Origin of the sequence: Vibrio sp. Vb339 (assembly GCF_902751245.1) — a bacterium.
GTDB lineage: Bacteria > Pseudomonadota > Gammaproteobacteria > Enterobacterales > Vibrionaceae > Vibrio > Vibrio coralliirubri.
Map to the genome: position 1 here is coordinate 1,390,456 of NZ_CADDIS010000001.1, position 19,786 is coordinate 1,410,241.

17 protein-coding genes are annotated in these 19,786 nt (G+C 42.9%); 7 read left to right on the forward strand and 10 right to left on the reverse strand.

Annotated elements, in window-relative coordinates; genetic code table 11:
• Positions 1 to 43 precede the first annotated feature (43 nt).
• The 3 genes from HRQ85_RS06195 to HRQ85_RS06205 all read right to left on the reverse strand — a co-directional run bounded on the left by HRQ85_RS06195 (position 44) and on the right by HRQ85_RS06205 (position 2,643).
• Positions 44 to 1,735: an SgrR family transcriptional regulator gene (locus HRQ85_RS06195; protein ID WP_172379027.1), complete on the reverse strand. Its 1,692-nt coding sequence runs from the start codon at positions 1,733 to 1,735 to the stop codon at positions 44 to 46.
• Between the two features lie 153 nt (positions 1,736 to 1,888).
• Positions 1,889 to 2,122: a DUF3389 domain-containing protein gene (locus HRQ85_RS06200; RefSeq protein ID WP_017064605.1), complete on the reverse strand. Its 234-nt coding sequence runs from the start codon at positions 2,120 to 2,122 to the stop codon at positions 1,889 to 1,891.
• A 95-nt stretch (positions 2,123 to 2,217) separates the two neighbouring features.
• Positions 2,218 to 2,643 (reverse strand): hotdog fold thioesterase, encoded by a 426-nt coding sequence (locus tag HRQ85_RS06205; protein WP_017060067.1) that lies wholly within the window; start codon positions 2,641 to 2,643, stop codon positions 2,218 to 2,220.
• Between the two features lie 139 nt (positions 2,644 to 2,782).
• Here HRQ85_RS06205 and HRQ85_RS06210 point away from each other — a divergent pair, with 139 nt between their 5' ends.
• Positions 2,783 to 3,571, forward strand: a complete 789-nt coding sequence (locus HRQ85_RS06210; RefSeq protein WP_172379028.1) for a M48 family metallopeptidase — start codon at positions 2,783 to 2,785, stop codon at positions 3,569 to 3,571.
• A gap of 137 nt (positions 3,572 to 3,708) precedes the next feature.
• Here HRQ85_RS06210 and HRQ85_RS06215 read toward each other — a convergent pair whose 3' ends face one another.
• Positions 3,709 to 4,791, reverse strand: coding sequence for a site-2 protease family protein (locus tag HRQ85_RS06215; protein ID WP_050644824.1), 1,083 nt, complete (start codon positions 4,789 to 4,791; stop codon positions 3,709 to 3,711).
• A gap of 357 nt (positions 4,792 to 5,148) precedes the next feature.
• Here HRQ85_RS06215 and HRQ85_RS06220 point away from each other — a divergent pair, with 357 nt between their 5' ends.
• The 3 genes from HRQ85_RS06220 (at position 5,149) to HRQ85_RS06230 (ending at position 9,614) form a co-directional block, all read left to right on the forward strand.
• Positions 5,149 to 6,396, forward strand: a complete 1,248-nt coding sequence (locus HRQ85_RS06220; RefSeq protein WP_172379029.1) for a porin — start codon at positions 5,149 to 5,151, stop codon at positions 6,394 to 6,396.
• 14 nt (positions 6,397 to 6,410) lie between these two features.
• Positions 6,411 to 8,825, forward strand: coding sequence for a VolA/Pla-1 family phospholipase (locus HRQ85_RS06225; RefSeq protein ID WP_172379031.1), 2,415 nt, complete (start codon positions 6,411 to 6,413; stop codon positions 8,823 to 8,825).
• A gap of 231 nt (positions 8,826 to 9,056) precedes the next feature.
• Complete coding sequence (locus HRQ85_RS06230; RefSeq protein WP_172379032.1) at positions 9,057 to 9,614, forward strand: PhnA domain-containing protein; 558 nt, start codon at positions 9,057 to 9,059, stop codon at positions 9,612 to 9,614.
• A gap of 72 nt (positions 9,615 to 9,686) precedes the next feature.
• Here HRQ85_RS06230 and HRQ85_RS06235 read toward each other — a convergent pair whose 3' ends face one another.
• A complete protein-coding gene (locus HRQ85_RS06235; RefSeq protein WP_172379033.1) occupies positions 9,687 to 10,601 on the reverse strand; it encodes a LysR family transcriptional regulator in 915 nt (304 codons plus the stop codon).
• Between the two features lie 237 nt (positions 10,602 to 10,838).
• Between HRQ85_RS06235 and HRQ85_RS06240 the strand changes: the two genes are divergently transcribed.
• From HRQ85_RS06240 to HRQ85_RS06250, 3 genes are read left to right on the forward strand one after another with little or no spacing between them, the layout of a single operon-like run.
• Positions 10,839 to 11,051, forward strand: a complete 213-nt coding sequence (locus HRQ85_RS06240) for a DUF1656 domain-containing protein (RefSeq protein WP_004730923.1) — start codon at positions 10,839 to 10,841, stop codon at positions 11,049 to 11,051.
• A 10-nt stretch (positions 11,052 to 11,061) separates the two neighbouring features.
• Positions 11,062 to 11,922: an HlyD family secretion protein gene (locus HRQ85_RS06245; protein WP_048612510.1), complete on the forward strand. Its 861-nt coding sequence runs from the start codon at positions 11,062 to 11,064 to the stop codon at positions 11,920 to 11,922.
• 13 nt (positions 11,923 to 11,935) lie between these two features.
• Positions 11,936 to 13,291, forward strand: a complete 1,356-nt coding sequence (locus HRQ85_RS06250) for an FUSC family protein (RefSeq protein WP_172379034.1) — start codon at positions 11,936 to 11,938, stop codon at positions 13,289 to 13,291.
• Positions 13,292 to 13,401: 110 nt separating this feature from the next.
• On the opposite strand, the gene HRQ85_RS06255 is transcribed toward HRQ85_RS06250, so the two are convergent.
• The 5 genes from HRQ85_RS06255 to HRQ85_RS06275 form a co-directional block, all read right to left on the reverse strand.
• Positions 13,402 to 14,691, reverse strand: a complete 1,290-nt coding sequence (locus HRQ85_RS06255; protein WP_172379035.1) for a DEAD/DEAH box helicase — start codon at positions 14,689 to 14,691, stop codon at positions 13,402 to 13,404.
• A 201-nt stretch (positions 14,692 to 14,892) separates the two neighbouring features.
• The gene (locus HRQ85_RS06260; RefSeq protein WP_172379037.1) at positions 14,893 to 15,633 is read right to left on the reverse strand and encodes a DUF1223 domain-containing protein; all 741 of its coding nucleotides are present in this window, start codon (positions 15,631 to 15,633) and stop codon (positions 14,893 to 14,895) included.
• 175 nt (positions 15,634 to 15,808) lie between these two features.
• Positions 15,809 to 15,997 carry a hypothetical protein gene (locus HRQ85_RS06265; protein ID WP_172379039.1) on the reverse strand — a complete coding sequence of 63 codons (189 nt, stop codon included), beginning with the start codon at positions 15,995 to 15,997 and terminating at the stop codon, positions 15,809 to 15,811.
• 313 nt (positions 15,998 to 16,310) lie between these two features.
• Positions 16,311 to 17,312 (reverse strand): TerC/Alx family metal homeostasis membrane protein, encoded by a 1,002-nt coding sequence (locus tag HRQ85_RS06270; RefSeq protein WP_172379040.1) that lies wholly within the window; start codon positions 17,310 to 17,312, stop codon positions 16,311 to 16,313.
• A 561-nt stretch (positions 17,313 to 17,873) separates the two neighbouring features.
• Complete coding sequence (locus tag HRQ85_RS06275) at positions 17,874 to 19,613, reverse strand: bifunctional metallophosphatase/5'-nucleotidase (protein WP_172379042.1); 1,740 nt, start codon at positions 19,611 to 19,613, stop codon at positions 17,874 to 17,876.
• Positions 19,614 to 19,786 lie beyond the last annotated feature (173 nt).

Genomic DNA, 19,786 nt, shown 5'->3' on the forward strand with positions numbered 1-19,786 from the left:
TTCCTAAATGAGTTATTTGGTCCTAACTGAGTTTTCTTGGATTTCAATCAACGTCAGGCTTCACCCAAACTTGGCTAAAGTCGAACCAACCTAATGCATTACATTTCGCGTTTTGCAACGTACCACATTGATCTTTATTGACGCCTAACCAGCAATGGAACATTGGAATCAATTGATTACTTTGGACAAGTTGTTTACCGAGTTGTCTTGCTGGGAATTGCTCGAATTCCCCCGAACGCCAACGGTCAATCATGTGACACCATTGGTCGAAGTCTTCTGCCGGGCTAGATTCATCAAGAAAACTGTAGTCCATTAGCCAACCGGCTAAAGCGTCGTCTCTGTTATTCGCAATTCCCATAGGGTTAATCCAGATGTCCACATCATCAGCATGCGGTGGATCGGTTTCGTAACCCAAAAGCTCAACATCAACATTATATTGCTTAAGCACAGTAACAATGGCCTTCGCGAGCGTAGGAAACATTGGATGTTGGCATTGGTAAGCTAACTTTATTGCAGGCTTACTATCGGCTGGTGGACATTCCGGAATCTTTAACTTGATATCGTACCAACCAGGCTTGATGCCATAAGCGTGTAACACGCCCAAATCGATAACGGTCTCTTTTGGAATATGAACAAACAGATCCGCCGCATTCAACGCGTTAGATAAAAACTGTGCCCAAGCAGGATCTTGTGCAATACCTTTCTTTCTATTAAGCAGTAAATACGTGCAGCCAGGATCGAGTTCTACTTCATCGCTATCGCCACGGTCGGCCATAACAGGCTTAGATAGGCTTGGGTAAACCATTGAAGAATAAGCTTCATCCACCACCCAAACTTCAACGCGATCAATTAACGGTCTAAAACCAAAGTACCCATTAAAAGCGGTTAACACGAGTTGTTTCTCGTCGTTCTTTTCAATGCGATAAGGTCCTGTTCCAATCGGTCGAATATCGTAATCTTCACCACGTAAAGTGATCGGTAACGTGACTTTAGCGACCGACTCCGTTAATGCGAGCGGAAAATACTTGTCTGGACGTGTGAGAAAGACATCTACGACACAATTTGCAGGTGAAGAGACATCTTTGATATGCGAAAACATGTTGAGAGGTTCGAGGGCAAGAAGTGTATCCACAACATGGTTGGTTAACAGAGGTTCCCCGTTATGAAAACGAACACCGGGCCTCAAGAAGAACCGCCATTGATAGTCACTAATCTGCTGCCACGAGTGCGCAAGATCAGGCTGGAGCTGATCGTTTTCATCCAAACGCGTTAGACCACTGAAGACTTGGCAGGCGATGTGTTGCTCTGAACGACGCATAGACTTTGTCGGATTAAGCGTGGATAGCGGACGGTAATAAGGCAAACGAATAACTTGTTCGCCCTCTTGATACTGTACACCCAAGTAGTTTTGAATAACTTGGGTGAGTTTGGCAGCATTGTGATCAAGCACTGACAGCGCCTGCCCAATTTTGCCTTCTTGTAAATAGCGTCTTGCTAAGTTTTCACTGACATCACAACGATTCTGTTTAAAGATAAGTTGAGATAACTTCCCTCGACCAGCTGCAGGTAACCATTCTACCCACCCTTCTTCTTCAAGCTTGTTGAGTACCATTCGGGCATTACGACGGGTACAACAAAGCACATCCGTGATGTCGTCGAGTTGAACATCAGAATCTTTACCATCGAAGTATTCAAACAGGGTTTCAAATTGAACGCGAAGTCTTGGGCTGCTCATAAAGAGGAAAACTTATTCAAAGGACATTGAATTCAGTTTCCCTATTTTATGGCGTAAAATCAATATTACTGACACAATTTTATTGTGAATTATGAGTACGACATCCTAAGATGTTATTCAATCTTAAGGGTTAAGTGCTTTTACCGTAAAGGATTACATTACATCGCAGCCAATTTCATTAGCGATTTCACGGAGCTGCTGTTCATCGTCTAATTTTATCGACCATTTACACTCAGAACCGTTAGCTGAAATGACATTTGCCCCTTTTCCGATCAATTGAATTGCATCGACTTGGGCTTGCAGCGTGACTCTATGCTCACCATCTAAACGAACAACCAATTCATGTGCGGTTGCGATGACTTTTCCACTTTTAAACGTTATGACCATGGGCTTCTCGGGTTACTTCTTTAAATACTGATTGCTTGTTCTAAGTACTGATTACTTCTTCTAAAGACAAAACCAGCGTACGACTGCCTAGTCTGTTATCGCTTATGTTTCTTAACGGCAATGGTTAAACGGCTGGTACAAACTAAGCGTTGACGATCATCAGTGATATTGATCTGCCATACTTGAGTAGAGACGCCCAAGTGAATAGGCTCAGCAGTACCAATGACATGCCCTTCACGCATTGACCTTACGTGGTTCGCATTGATATCGAGCCCAACGCAATAATAGCCTTCTGGTACGCAGAAGTTTGCAGCCAATGAGCCAAGCGTTTCTGCTAGCACAACCGATGCGCCGCCATGAAGCATACCCAGTGGTTGGTGCGTAAAGTGACAAACCGGCATGGTTGCTACCAAAGAATTGTCATTTACTTCGGTGTAAACAATGTTGAGGTGTTCAATTAAGGTATTTTTTGAGGTCGCGTTGAAGGTATCTAGGTCAACGGGCTTTTTCCAAATACTCATATAGGTTCCTTAATTATTGATCTTGTTATCGCGTGCATAGCTTTTTTCTATATTACCGCTGTTAGTTATCTTACAGCCCTTAGCTATTACGCAAGTTGATGTTAACATGCATAAAAACCGAATACACAGAGGATATTGTATGACGTCATGGATGAAGTTTGCCTCGCTTCTCACACTTGCAGGCCTAACCGCGTGTAGCGCTTCTCCGACAGGCAGAAACCAATTGCTGCTTTTTTCAGATAAAGACATGTCTCAGCTCGGAGCACAATCTTTTGAACAAATGAAGAAAGAACAACCCATCAGTAAAGATGCCAAAACTAACGCTTATGTACAATGCGTAGCGAACAGCATCACTCAATATATTCCTAAACAAGGTTTTAGTGAATGGGAAGTTGTTGTGTTTGATAGTGACCAAGTTAATGCATTCGCCCTACCTGGCGGAAAAATCGGTGTATACACAGGGTTACTTAAGGTTGCAGTCAATCAAGACCAACTCGCAACGGTTATTGGTCACGAAGTGGCACACGTTCTAGCGGACCACAGTAATGAGCGCCTGTCTCAGTCTCAAATCGCTAATACTGGCTTATCTATTACTAACGTCGCGTTAGGCGCATCTGAGTACAAACAGTATCAAGGTATGACGATGGCCGCGTTAGGATTAGGCGTTCAATATGGCGTTATTCTGCCGTATGGGCGAACTCAAGAGTCTGAAGCCGATGTTGTTGGTTTAGAGTATATGGCTCAAGCAGGGTTCGATCCAAACCAAAGTGTCAACTTGTGGCAAAACATGGCGAAAGCATCAAGCGGTAATCAACCGCCAGAATTGCTTTCTACGCACCCTTCCCACAGTACGCGTATTAAAGATCTACAAGCAACGATAAAAACGCTTCCTCAATCAGGGTCACCAAAACCAAATTGCAAAGCGTAATCTAAGTAAGAATCGCCTAGCTGGTGTAAATACAAAAATGCCCTATCCATATTGGTTAGGGCATTTTTAGTTTCTTGCTTTCTAACAGTTCAAGTGCGCTAAGCAGCTGGATAATTCCAACAACAGAAAGTCACTGGTTAAGTACCAAGAATTTGTAATGGTAGGCTTAATAGCTGGTCACCGGTCGATGCAAAATACCAGATAACACCGATCAAACTGCTCACTAAACCCACATACCAAACGAACGACACGACTTGCCCGTATTTGTCTAACGGTAACAAGTGACTGTGATGACGTCCTTTCCATTCGAACAGTATTTCAACACTGCCCATAATCAATAAGAAACCAAACAGGGTTAAATTCAACTGATAACTCAATACCACGCCAGCAACGGCAGCCGCGACACACAACACAATACCAAGCACACTGTTCATCGAGAAGCTGATACTTTTAAGAACATGTCCGCCATCGAGAGGCAAAATCGGCAATAGGTTGAACAGGTTTAATAGAGCATTAAATACCGCAAGGCCGGCAAAGAACATTTCTCCAGTAGCCCAATACAGCACCATAAATACTAACGACAATATCAGGCCGAACAATGGCCCCATTATTGAGATAACCACATCTTGCCAGCGCGTATTAATCTTTTCATCGGATAACGCTAAACCACCAAGAAATGGTATCAAATAAATGCCTTTGGTCTTCATGCCGAAGTATTTCATCGCTCTAATATGACCGTACTCATGGAACATTAAACAAGCGATTAAGGCCAAAGCGAACTGAATTGAAAACAACCATGAATAGGCCGCTAAACTCGCAGAAGCAAGTACGACCTTGATTAGCTTGGCGCTTTTTAGCGCTTTCATACCAAGCGACACCAACCCAATTAGGCTAAAACGCTTCTCTGGTTTAGGAGCGATAACAGGAGTTTGTTGTTCGATATCTTTGGTGTTTCGATTGCCTTCGGTAATGGTTTGGCCATTCACCGACGCTTTATACGTCATTTCAAACGGTTGCCACTGAACGGTCGACTCAACGTGACACTGCAACGTTTCATCTCCAGCGCGTAGTGTAAATTCGTGTTTTCGTGCGTCTTCTTGATCTGTGGTCGCATCTAATTGAGATACCAGAGTGTTGTCCCAATACAACTGTTGCCACCCTGCCATTGACCCTTCTAAACGAAGCGGTTTACCAAGAAACTCTATCGCGAGTAATTCCAAACTTAAATTCCAATTTAAAGACTTCTAACGAGTGTCGATATTATGCCGATTTAGCGATCGGCGGTAAACATAAACAAAGTTGTTACATATTGAGCAATTGAACACTTTTTGTACCAATAGCTAACATAAACATTCTGGTCACACCTCCAACCACGGATAAAGCATTGATTGTAATTATATTATTAGTGTTAGAGTGCCGCCCCTCAAAAATATAACCTCTCAAAATAACAACTATTTCTTTGACTTTATATAAAACATGAATTTAACATACTGTTTACATTAGAGCTTCAACACCAACAATGCTCAGTGTGTTTTCAAACAATAATAATGAAATTCGATGCCCTAGGAGGGTCAAGGATGAAAACAATACAACGCTCTCTCGTTTCGCTTTCTGTGCTATTTGCATGCAATTCACTTGCGGCTGGCTTCCAAGTTGCTGAGCATTCTGCCTCAGGTCTTGGTCGCGCATTCTCAGGTGAAGGCGCTGTAGCCGATAACGCGAGTGTACTAGCGAGAAACCCCGCCGCAATGACCCTATTTGATACAGCCCAATTTTCAGGCGCGGTTTCTATCGTTGATCCAGAGGTTAACGTTTACGACGTTGACGCTAACGAGCATTCAAAAGATGTTGCGCCGTTGCAAGTAGTACCAGCTGCATATTACATCAGCCCAATCAACGATAAGTGGGCTTGGGGTATCGGTATGTTCACCAATTATGGTGTTGCTACGGATTATCCTGATGACATCTCGGCAGGTGATATGGCTGGTGATACGTCGCTTCTATCTGTCAATCTAAATCCAAATATTGCGTATCGCGTGAATGAATCATTTAGCGTTGGTGCAGGTTTTAACCTTGTGTATGCGGAAGCTGAACTTACTCGCCATAAAGGCGAGCTCGCTAACTTTGTTGGTGGAAATTCATCTGACAAACTTATAGGTATGACCGGTGAAACATTTGCCTATGGTTGGAATGTTGGCGCGATGTATGAGCTGAACGAAAACAATCGCTTTAGTATTGCTTATCGCTCTTCTGTTGATCTTGATTTCGATGACGGTGAATTTACCAGCTACGACTCAGGTAGAGCAACATCTCCCAAAGTTGATGGTCGTCTTCAAATCGAGCTTCCTTCTATTCTGGAGCTTTCAGCATTTCACCAACTTAACGAACAATGGGCAATTCACTACGGTTGGCAACAAACTGATTGGAGTACTTTTAAGGAGTTAAAAGCAACAAGTCCAGATTGTACTGACAACGGTGTAGCTGGTCAGTGCTTCTACAAACCTGAAAAATATGAAGACAACAATCGATATTCACTAGGCGCGACGTACCAACTAAACAGCAAGTGGACATTAAGAGCTGGTTACGCTTATGACGAACAAGCTGGTGAAGCAACTTTAAGTATTCCTGATAGTGATCGTATGTGGTACAGCGCTGGCTTCACTTATGTTTGGAGCGAAAATATGACTGTCGATGCCGGATTCGCACTTGTTGTAAGTGATGACGGTGAGTTCACTGAGACAAATGGCGCCCAGCAAGAAAGGACTTTCGAAGCAGAAGGTACCGCTTACCTTTCTTCAGTTCAGCTTAACTACACTTTTAACTAAATCAGGATCGTATCATGAAACGTAACTTTAAGATTTCTCTACTATGTTCAGCGATCCTGCTAGCAGGTTGTGGCGACAACACTGAAAGTTCGGGAACAAGTAACCAACAACTTGAAGCCTATCTAGAAACGTCTTTGGCAAGAGCGACAACTCAAAAAATGCTCTTGCAAGGTAGTAATGCATCAGTTCCTTTAAGTAATAACCTATTATTTGACTCTACAGATGGCACGTTAGCGATCCCAACAGGTGGCGACGATAGCATTTCCAACCCAAAAGCAGCGTTAAATTATGCCGATGGTTTTTCGACCAGCATGCCAATTTACATCGAGTTTGAAGGCGACGGTTTTGGTGATACTCCTGGAGTTGTTACTTCTGGCGTAACATTATTAAAACTCACTAAGAAGTTAACCGACACGTCTGCAACGGCTCAAATACCAACACCTGTAGCCAGTTCGGAATACACAGTTTACAAAGTAGGTTCAAACCTAGCAGTTACCCCAAACACTCCGTTTGACGAAAAATCTGAATATTTGCTTGTCATTACTGATGACGTTACCGATGTAAATGGCAATCCAGTAGGCACATCTCAAAGCTATGCCGGTCTAAAAACAGACACGAAAACTTATTCAACAGGTGACTTAGCCAGTGCGCAAACTTTAATTAAAGGTCAAGAAGCTATAGCTGCGGCTGTTGGTGTCGATGCGGAAAAGATTGTGTATTCAGCTTGGTTTACTACAACTTCCGTGGGTGATGTTCTTGCCTCTACTGCATCGTTGATTGGTGGAATGATTGATGCTGGAGCCCCACTTTCGACTTATTGGAATGGCAGCGCAAACCCAAATAATGTTGATCTGACAAACGCTTACAATCTTAGTTTAGATACGTCATCAACAGCACTATTTGACGTCGCGATCGCTGCTGATGCCAACTTCAAAAAATATCTCGGAAATGACAGTGATTCGGAAACCGCAACATTAATTGGTGGGATCCAAGGTATTTACGCCTTAAACACCCCTGCTATTATCCGAGCTAATGTAAATGTAACCAAAGGTACCATTCAGCTTCCCTACTTCTTAGAAACTGATTCAACTAAGTTCTCTACAACCCCATTTGCATCAGCATTGGACAGTATAGCGGTTATCAAAAGCGCACTAACGGATAGCTCTACAAGTTCTTTCGTTGGTGGAGAGTTGGTTAAATTAGGATTAGACCCAACAAACCTTAGCGCAGCTGATGTGACGACTTTAATGGGAAAAACACTCACAAAGGACGCAAGTGGAACAGCTCTAGATAGTGAACGTCTTGTCACTCAATATTCACCAATACCACAAATTAAATCACTCGAAGCTGTTGATGTGCTTTTGTTTACCCCCACAACTGGCACGCCTTCAGGTGTAGTCATTTATCAGCACGGTATTACCTCTGTAAAAGAAAACGCGTATGCATTCGCTGCTAATTTAACAGTCGAGGGTCTTGCAGTAATAGCCATTGATCACCCTATTCATGGCTCGCGTTCACTTGCAGGCGGTGCTATATCAACTAACGATAATGCTCTGTACTACTTGAATCTAAGCGCTTTGCCCGTTGCGCGTGACAACATCCGTCAAAGTGTACTTGATGTGATAGGTCTTCGTATGGCTCTTGAAAAAGTGGGCAATGACTTTACTGGGACACCATTGGCCGGAGTGAACGTAAACGATGCAACGGTCAAATTTATGGGCCATTCACTGGGCGGTATTACTGGATTTACGTCAGTAGCTACATCTGAAATTGCTGGTACACATAAATTTGGCTCGGCGGTATATGCTAATTCAGGTGGGCACATTGCTGAATTACTCTTCGCATCGGAAACCTTTGGTCCTGAAATCAAACACAATCTAGCTAAACAACTGAATACGTCTTACAAGGACTCAGTCGCTACAGCTTGTACGACCAACAACATTGAAGATGGTGACTGTTACACCGCTTTTGCAACTGGGAATCCAACTAGCGCCGCAGCGATTGAAACTGAGCTGGTTGCATTTAAAGTCGCAGCTCAAACCCTTATTGACACCGTTGATCCACATTCACTTGCAAACACTGAAGATCTGACATCATTTAGATCTAGCTACCCAACGTTGTTGCTCCAGTCACAAAATGACAAAACAGTTCCAAATACCGGAATTGCAACGTCTTTTACTGCTTCATTTGTTGGTTCTGAAGGCTTAGGTACAACGTTAGGGTTGAGCGACTCTACAAAAGCGAGTCCTACAACTGGTAACCGCTTGTTCGTTCAGTACAACGAAACAGCTCAGCACTCTACAATTATTGGTCCACAAGCCGATCTATCTGATAAAGACCATACATTATCAATGCGATCACAAGCAGCTGACTTCTTAGATAATGATAGCGTAACCACCGCAGTAACTGACACATCTTTACTTGAATAATAAATTAGCCATTGATTAATGGTTACATCAAATGCCAGCCTAACCGCTGGCATTTTTGTTCCTGTGACTAGCCAACCTTCCCTAGTTAACCGTTTGCATAAAACTTTAAAACACAAATGGTTGATCTCAGCTAAAATTAATCAAGACAGAATACCGTACGACCTCTTTCTTTATTGTAAATAAAGTGGATAATAGCCCCGTAATTTAATACCTAATAAATGTGAGTCCATTATGTCTTCTGAAGCTACTATGCTAGAACGCTGCCAATCTAAATGTGAACTATGTGGTTCTGATTCTTCTCTTACTGCATACGCAGTGCCGCCACACAGCCACGTAACAGTGGATCACGGCATCATGGTATGTGACAAATGTCTTGGTGAGATTGACGATCCTAAAGATATCAACCACTGGCGTTGTCTGACTGACAGTATGTGGAGCCAGGAAGCGCCAGTTCAAGTAACGGCATGGCGTCAACTTACTCGTCTGAACTCTGAAATCTGGGCTCAAGACGCGCTAGACATGATGTACCTTGAAGAAGAAACATCAGTTTGGGCACAAATCGGTATGTCTGCTGATGACAAACCTCTTGACGTGAACGGCGTTGAACTTAAGAAAGGTGACGACGTAACAGTAATCAAAGACCTGCCAATCAAAGGTACTAACCAAGTGATTAAGCAAGGTACTGTTATCCGTGGTATCAGCGTTGGTGACGATCCTAAGCTTGTTTCTGGTAAAACAAACGGCGGTCAATCAATGTACGTAATCGCTGAGTTCTGCCGTAAGAAGTAATTCTTCTTTTCGCTGAACAAAATCTAAAAAGGCGCTAATGAATAATTAGCGCCTTTTTAATATCTCAAATTTTCACGACTTAAAACTATCAATAAGTTGCTCACGGTACTCTTTAATGACCGACACCAAAGAGCCTTTGATACCACTGACTTGTTTCGAGTGCGGACACCACAACGCGAATCCAAATTTGAATCCTTCCACCATTTGCGCAGAGTGAATGGGCTCTATTGAATGTTTTGAAAATTCAGAGTCGGTAAAAAAGGCCTTAGGAAGAAGTGCCCATCCAAAACCCTCTTCAAGCATTTTGATCATTAACGAAAGCTGATCGATCTCTTCATAGTCAGAGCTCACGATAATCTTTTCAGACATACCTTCATCAATCAGAGACTTCAATACGAACTGTTTAGAGTTCCTAAGTGCGACTAATACTTCGTCTTTATCGATATGTGAGAGTTCTCCCCCTCTCTGTCCGAATGGATAGAACTCAAAATGCCCAAGGAAAGTAGAATCAAAACTGTGCATCGCTCGGCTATTATGGGCGTTCACAAGTCCAAAGTGATATTCCCCACTTTGTATTCCTTGTTTAATTTCGTTCTTATTCCTAACCAGAAAGTTCACTCGCATCATTGGGAAATCGTGCTTAAGTCGTTTTCGTATATCGACCAAAACACGTTGTGGAACGAAACTAGAATACGCGATTGTTATTTTCTCTAACCCACCATAAGAGAGGCTCAACGCCACTTTGTCAAAAGTACGAGCTTGTTCAATCGTCTGTTTTGCGTAGTGATAAAGGAGGTGCCCGTCCTCCGTTGGTTCAACAGAGCGCCCGACCCTTTCAAAAAGACTCACCGCAAGATGATCTTCCAAGTTTGTAATCACCTGACCCACGGTCGTTCTGTGCTTGTTAAGCTTTACCGCCGCCTTGCTAAATGACCGCTGTTCATAGACAGTCACAAACGCGAGAAGTTGTTCAATACTAAAGTTCATTTTGATGTACTTACTTTCTTAGTCATGCATACGAGATAGAAAAACATCTACTGCAACAGAATAATAATGATAAAAATACAGCGCAAACGTAACTACTGATTTGTACCTTTGCTGCCTATCCTTCCTAGTATATACCTAAACCTGTCTGTATTTGATGGATCTGATCCTCTATATACGATTATTAACATTGCCATAGTTCCTTTATCGTTACCTTCTTAAAACGATAGAGACAGACCCATGAACACAATGCCACATGAACTCGTGTGGGGTGAGATCTACTTCCCTCCTTTGCTATTGGTTATCGCGTTAGCTTATGTATTGACGATATTGACTGGCTCAATCGCGACAAAACTTGGGCTACATAAATATGTCGCTTTTCCTGCAATTGCCGAATTAAGCCTAATCGTGATTTTCGTCGGCGTTATCGGTCAATTCATTACCATCTTCTGAGGCATTCACCTTGATTAAACGTTATCTCATCACGCTACTACTGGTCATTGCCGCAAGCTCTGTTGTTTATAGCTATTACCAATCTTATTCGAGTAATCCCTGGACTAGAGATGGTCAGGTCAGCGCTTACATAGTTTCAATTACTCCCCGAGTTACAGGGCAAGTGACTAAAGTCCATATTGAAGACAACTCACAGGTGGCGAAAGGCGACTTGCTGTTTGAGATCGACCCAAGCATTTATCAAGCGGCCTACAATAAAGCGCTGGCGACACAGAAACAGGCTCGCGCGCTCTTAGCAAAAGCTAAAAACGAAGAGCAACGCGCATTGAACTTAGAAAAGAGAACACCTGGCGCTATGCCAGTGCTGACATTGAATAACCTGAATAACGCGGTTGAGACAAATGCAGCTAACGTTGCACTAGCAAAAGCCAACGTTGAAGAAGCGCATTTAAATCTTGAATACACCAAAGTGTACGCGCCAACCAACGGTTACATCACGAACTTAAACCTACGAGAAGGCTCTCAAGTCGTAGCCAATACACCGGTAGTTGCATTGATCGATGAAGACAGTTTCTGGATCGAAGGCTATTTCAAAGAAACTGATCTGGTGAATGTTGGCCCTAACGACAAAGCGCTTGTCACTCTTATGATGCACAACAATATTCAATTAGAAGGCCATATCAAAAGCATTGGCTTTGGTATTGCAACACAAGACGGCAGCACAGGTAATGACCTTCTTCCTAACGTGAACCCAAACTTTCAATGGATTCGTCTTGCTCAACGTATACCAGTCAAAGTAGAGCTTGATAACGTGCCTGAAGACTTACAACTTCGTGTTGGCATGACAGCTTCACTCAAAATAATCAAATAGTTGGATGGCTTTTATGTTCAGTGCATCAACCAAAGAAGCCATTAAAGCGGCTCTCGCTATTGTTATCTCTATCTGTGTTGCGTTGTGGTTTCAATGGGAGAAACCTTATTGGGCGGCAATTGCGGTTGCGGTCATGGCACTGAACGAGAGCTTTGCTCATTCAATAAACAAAGGCCACAACCGATTAATGGGCACCTTATTAGGGACGGGTTATGCCTTTTTCTTGATTGCGATGTTTTCTCAGGATCGCTTTCTGTTTTTGATGTTTTTCACTTTATTTCTCGGTACATGCATCTTCATGTCGAGTGATGAAAAATACGGTTATGTCTTTTCTATAGGCTTTGCAGTTTGCTCGATCATCTCTTGTATGGGTGGATTCGATAACCAAATTACATTCTATTTTGCAGTGCTTCGAATACAAGAAACTCTATTAGGTGTTATCACCTTCTCGATTGTTTATCGTCTGATCTGGCCTGTAAACACTGAGCAGAACTTTGTACAACGATTTGAAACAAGCAGAGAAACGCTGATAACAGCAATGAGCGATACCAACAACCTTGATATAGAAGCCTTAGAGTCCAATACCGCTAATATTGAAAAGCTCTATCAACTGTTGGATTTGCCGCTCGCTGGGAGTTATCACCTAAAAGAAAATATTCACGCATGGCGTTTACGAATCAACGAAATGGCGCATATTCAAGAGCGTCTGCTTGAGATCGCCTCGGGTGAACTGACTCAAGCTATTGATTGGGTCGCTCTCACCCAAAAAATGGAAAAACTCGAGTTAATGGCGCCAAACACATCACTAATTGATGATGTGCCATTTGTGATGAGTGAGAAGAATAACGTTTCTTGGCACCATGAGCACCGTACGTTTGTTCAACACCTTAATGAAGATGGGAGAAAAGTCTTACAAGGTGTCTCGATGTTCGTCACGTCGTTATTGGTTTGGATATACCTGCCTGTACCGGGTGGCTTTATTTTCCCGATGATTGCTGGCATATTTTCTTCAATGCTTCCAACTATGCCGCCAAGTGTTATTAAGGATGCGTTTTTTGGTGTCATTGGAACGGGCACGGTTATCTTGCTTCAATATATCTTTATCATGCCGATGATGACTGAATTGTGGCAATTGGCGTTGTTCTATTTCATCAACAGCATAGTGATATGGAAAGTGTTTGCGACACCTAAACTTATGGTGCATCGAATACTTGGTATAAACCTGCTGGTCGTACTGACATCTGGCGCGCTTAATCTAACACCGGTTTATCAGATTCAAACACCATTGCTAATGTTAACCACACTGCTCATCATTTTGATGATAGGAAAATTATTCACAGACCTCTTTAGGGTCAAGAGTATCGCTTAGTCTCGTTACGCGGAATCGCTTAACTTGAGATAAGAAAATGAAAAAAGGCGCAATTAAGCGCCTTTTGAATGTCTATTACTTACTGATTTATATGGCTTGCTGACTCAAGATCAGTTGTTGTTCAGCCACACATCTTGGTTTTGTGGAGCTTTCTTCTTCTTTTTCTTCTTGCCTGTACCAGCCGGTGGCGCAACAGGCTTTAGTGCTGCGATAAGTTCAGCTGTCGCTTCTTCATCCACTTCAAAGCCTTCAATCTGCTCACGCTCAAGACGAATCTTGTTCTTCTTCTCGATGATTTTGAAGTGATGGTAATCTTCGTGATCGATCAGAGATAGTGCAAGACCAACCTCGCCTGCACGACCACTTCGGCCGATACGGTGCATGTAGTCTGATGGGCTACGCGGCAAGTCAAAGTTGATTACCACAGGAAGCTTCTCAATATCCAGACCACGTGCCGCGATGTCAGTCGCGATAAGAACGTCGATCTCGCCAGATTTGAAATCTTCTAGGATGCGAGTACGTGAACCTTGCCCTTTATCACCGTGGAACACTTCAGCGATGATCCCGCGCTTGTAAAGCTTGTCTGCTAGGTGCTCACAGCTGTTCTTCGCATTAACGAAGATCAGAGCTTGGCGCCATTCGTGTTGTTGAATTAGGTGTGCGAGTAACGCTGTCTTGCGACCTTTTTCTACTTCAAATACACGTTGAACCAGTGTGCTCGCATTGGCACTTTGAAGTTGAACTTCAATTGAATCGCTTAGTAGTTCGTGAGTCAGCGTTTTAACTTGCTCAGGGAAAGTTGCAGAGAACAACAAAGTTTGTTTCTTGCTCGGTAAGAGCTTCAAGATTGCATCAAGTTCTTCGGTAAAACCTAGGCTTAGCATTCGGTCAGCTTCATCAAGCACTAACGTTTTTACTTTGTCTAGCTTTATAGCGTTGCTTGAAATAAGGTCAAGCAGACGACCCGGTGTTGCCACCAAGATATCAGTGCCGCCACGTAGCGCCTGCATCTGAGTGTTTACCGATACACCACCAAACACACAAACCGTTTTAATCGCGCCATTGAAATGCACAGCGTAAGACTTAACGCTGTCAGCCACCTGCTTAGCAAGTTCACGAGTAGGAACCAAGATAAGGCCAGAAACAAAGTTACCTTTACCTGAACGACGGTCCAGAGGGGCATCTTCATGAATCGTTTGTAACAGTGGAAGTGCAAATGCTGCGGTTTTACCTGAACCGGTATTTGCGCCTGCAATTAAATCGCGTCCTGCTAACACACTTGGAATAACTTGCGCTTGGATAGGCGTTGGCTGTTGGTATTCAAGCTCAGATAAACGAGCCATCAAAGGAGAGATTAAGCCAAGATCAGAGAAGTTGGTTGGTGTCGTGGTGTTAGTCATTAATTGCGGGAACTCAAAGCTAAAATAATAGCGCGCTATATTAACGTATTTCAGCAGTATTACGTAACTAAATCGCCTTTTCGCTTCTATTTCACCGATTAATACCCATCAGAAATGAAGTTATCTATGTGAGAACCTCGATACTCGCCGTACCAACTTCGTCTAAGAGTATTCCAGCTACTCAATTGTCGTGGGTGGCAGTTAGTTCAGCCATCCTGCTACCGTTTGTTCCGGTGCATACGAATTCGGTTCGGTTAACCAAACGGCTACTGCATCTGGTGTAGCGACGAGTGGCTCAAAATTGATGTTAAATTGCCATTCAGACTCACCACGTTGGTAACCGTCGTAAACCACAACAAAATCATGCTCGAGTTTCTTACCCCTGTTCTCGCCCGCCTTAACACTGGTGACTTCGTTCATCGCCAGTAAAGCTATATGAGCAACATAATCCCCTTTGCCTTCGTAACTTACGCTGAACGTATCGCCTTTATGGTTGACCGTTAGCTTGGGGTTATTTTGTTGTTTAAGCGAAGGTAACGTTCTGTCTAACCAGTTAAAGTAACCGCGCCACTCTTTTCCATCGACAACAAAGCCCGGTGTATAAACCCCACTTGTTAAGCCGTAAGCTTTATACAGTCGTTGCTTCTGACTGAACGCCTTACTCGCGAACTTATCGCCCCAACCTAGGTAATCCCAATAATCGACGTGATAGGCAAGCGGAATGATTTGTGTCCACAGTTTTGGATGGTCTTCAAAAGTACTGAGGTATTGATCTGCAGGTGGACAACTTGAACAACCTTCAGAGGTGAAAAGCTCGATAACCTGTGCGGGCTGGCCTTCATTACTCCAGGTTTGTGCAAGTGACACTGGGGAATAGAAGCCGATCGGTAAGGCAAATAAACAGAGTTTAATCAATGATGAATTGCGTTTGGCGTGTGACATACCGAGATCCTTGTACAAAGCAAATTGAATGGCGCTCAAATACAGACCGTTATGCCTAGGTTTTTCTTTCAGGTGCTTAGTTTACGAAGAGATAGAGTTTATTTCAGATACAAAAACGCCAGCTTTAGAAGCTGGCGTTTTCTTAAAATTCTATATTTACATGTTAACGCTGAGATTAACGGTTAATACCGATATCGCGTTGCATGTGACCAGATAGGTCGCTTGCGTAGTAACTACGTGGAGAGTTGTCTATGAAAAGAATATCGAAAATGTGTGCAATCAATCCTTTGAAGTTAACCGAGTAGGTCTTCTTATCCATAGAGTTAGGAACAGCGATAGTATTCATTTGTACTGCTTGAGCCATGATTGCCTCTCTATAAATTTATTAATGTGTTTCGTTCTGATGACAAGAATAATAGGTGATCTTTTGCAGGTTAAAAAATGACTAAAATTAGATTTTGGGATTAGTTTTTCTAATAAAACAAACCATTAACAACACCACAAAATAGATATGCACACTATGTGAATATAAATTCGACATAGTGTTTAAATCATGCATTTAGTACAAATACCCCGCAAACAACAGTGGCCGATGTCACAGAAAATTTACACAAATAAATTTTCCACTTCATCAGCCACGTGTTCATTATCGACTTTTCGATAAGTTATATTTGTTTTTAATTTACTTGTTCAATGCCTGGCTTCTTCGCATAAACCGACGCTATAACCGCAATCGTCATAGTCGAAATCAGCACAGCAAGCGACCAATAAGTTGGGATAGCCCACTCACTGTCAACCAATAGCATTTTCACACCGATAAACACCATGATGAATGCCAATGCCGGTTTCAAGTAGATGAACTTATCCATCATACCTTGCAGTACAAAATACAACGAACGAAGGCCAAGTAACGCAAATACGTTTGCCGCTAATACCAAGAACGGTTCTTGTGTTACCGCAAAGATCGCAGGGATAGAGTCCAATGCAAACATCACGTCCATCAATGCGATCGCACCGATGACCAACATCATTGGAGTGAATGCCCATTTAGCACCCTGTTTAACCATTAACGCAGGGCCATGGAAATCTTCGGTTACCGGCATCACTTTACGAAGTAGCTTTTCAGGCAGTGTATTCACACTCTCCTCTTCGCCCTTGTCTAATGCCAGCTTAATACCTGTACCAATCAAGAACGCTGCGAACACGTAAAGTACCCAGTGGTATTCCGCCAATAACTGTGCGCCTAGTGCGATCATAATTGCACGAAGCACCAATGCACCAATTACCCCCCAAAGAAGCGCACGAGGTCTTAGATGCTCAGGAACTTGGTATTGAGCAAAGATCATCGCAAAAACAAACAAGTTGTCTACGCTAAGGGATTTTTCTAACAAGTAACCTGTAATGAATGACACGGTTGCTTTTTGCGCTGTGTAGTCACTGTTCGGCGCATAAATGTCCCAAAACAGGTAAATAGAGCCAGCAAACAAAAACGCAAGTACAAACCAGAATACACTCCAGATTGCCGCTTTCTTGATAGTAACGTTACCGCCACGAGTCTGATAGATATCAATAGAGACGAGAATAACCGTCAGCAGGAAAAAGCCCGCATAAGTCGTCATGATTGGCGATGAAAAAAAGGATTCACTATTTGTAGATAATAGAGATTGAGTTGAGTTCATTATTCCTCCGGGCGGAAGAACTGTACAAAGACCTTCCGCAAACAAAGCATATCAAGCTCCATAACGGATCTTGACTGTGATTGCGTTGGTCTCGTTGAAGTGAAATATGGGATTTCACCTTTACATACCGGATAGACTCTTGGCCTAACGAGATGACGATATGTAAACTTGCGCTAACTACTCCCCAAACGCGTGGATAATAATCCTCTGATTGTGTTTCGTCTATATAAATTTGCACGGAAAAAGCAAAAAAGGAGCAATCTGCTCCTTTTTATTTCTTTCACTTACGCTTGGTATAGCGTGTATTGATAATAAGAATACTGCGACTGTTCAAAAGCTAGTCTTATCCGGCGCGCAGAACCATTACAAACCTGTAGTAGGCACCAAATACACTAATGCTGACCAAACTGATACCCAACCGACAACCGCTACCGCATCTAACCAATCTTTCTTATCCATGCATATCTCCACAAGAAGGCGACCTGCAGAGATGAAGCATAAACAATGCCAATTTTATAAATAACCCAAAGTAATAACATTAAGCATCAGCGTCAGCTGTGGTTATCTAAAACACTCCATGCAATTCAACGGTTCATTGTGTTGAAGCGACTCTGGGTGGTCTTGCAGAAACTCGATGAAGCAGTCTGCCATAGAGTCAGTGGTTACCGTGCCATCACCTATCATATCCAACACAGCGTTATAACCCTCTTTCCCTTTCATTGTGTAGGCTGACGACGCGCCACGGTAAATACGGTTGCGAGAAACAGTCTGCCAACCCAATTCATCAGAGTGGATTTCTAGATGGTGAATCCTGTGTCCTAAAGGCGCTTCTTTATGGTAACAAAACCTCAAATTATGCGTATAAGGAAAGCTACCTGAACCTGTGCCCACAACACCATTATCAATCGCGTTATTGATTGCACCTTCAAGCATGCCAGCGATCGTTTCACCTTTTACTTCATACACACCAATGGGTACGGCAAACGGTAGTAGTTTTCCGGCAATATCGGCAACTGAAACATCGCCGCTATTCAGTGAATTTCTAACACCACCTGCGTTGTGAATAGCAAAGTCAACGTGATGCCCTTTCTTGTTCATTAGATGGTGAAATGATTGAGCAACCAACGGCGCGAGTTGGCTCGGGCCCTTATCATCTGGAATACGTACATGGCGAAGTTTAGTCTCTGCATGAGCAATCACTTGTTGCTGAAGCTTTCGAACTCGCGGCTGGTATTTATCCGTCAGAATGCTCTGCAGCTCAGGATCTTTCTTACACACTGCGATATTGGGGTGATTGTTTAAAAACTCACACGCCATATCGTGGGCATCGTCTTGCCCTACTTCACTCAGTTTCGCGTCTATAAAGAGTCGACGGCCTAATAGCAGTTCATTCTTACCATTGAATTGCGTCACTTTACCTTGAGAATCGAACTCGATTTCGCAGTGTCCTAAGCTCATGGCGTGGAAACCCGCTTGCACAACATAGGTATCGCCAATTTTCACACCGTATTCATCATCTTTAACTAAGCCGATATCAGAGAAATCACCTTGTAAGCGATGACTATGACCACCAACGATGACGCCAATACCAGATACGTTAGCTGCTAACTCTAAATCAGCTTCGTAACCAAGATGGCTAAGTAACACAATCTTGTTGATGCCTGCTTGATGGATTTGCTCAATGGTCGCTTTTGCTGTTTCCAAAGCATTTTCAAACGGTGTATCGATATCTGGGTTAGCGATGCCTGCCATCTTATCGATGCTTAAGCCGAATATTGCGATCTTCTCGCCATCAAACTCTTTCGTTATAAAAGAAGCACTTCGTGTTTCAGGCAGATAAGGCTTAACAATGTCGTTGTCCGCTAGCGTATGAGTTTTATTGATATCCTCATTCGATAGATTCCAGTTACCGGCCAACAGTGGGAATTTGATTCTTTTCGCGAAAATCGCAACGGGCTCATTACCCATGTCTAACTCGTGATTACCGAGCGTCATGGCATCTATATTAAGGGCATTCAACAAATCGGCGTTGGCTTTTCCCTTGAATAAAGAAAAGTACAACGTGCCCTGGAAGCAGTCGCCAGCGTGTAGGAACAAGGTTCCAACCTTCTGACGCTGGGCATCTTGTTCTATTTGTTTGAAGCGTGTTGAAATTCGAGCAAAGCCACCAGCACTGACATAAGGTTCAATGATGTGGTTGTTCATTTTAAGTGATAGCTGTAACGAGGTTGGTTCAAAGTATGAGTGGGTGTCGTTGATGTGTGCCAACACTATTTTTGCTGGCTTATTCTTTTTAGTCATATTTTCTTCTCTCTTTGTCCCTTCATACTAGGTCGAGAATCATGACAGAATCGTGAATTTTATGAAACTGCACTACAAAAAAATACTCGAGATAGATCAAAAATCTCATTTTGCACCGTATCAATAAACAACGGGTTTTGTGACAGGTGAGCACACCGGATTTGGATTTTTCG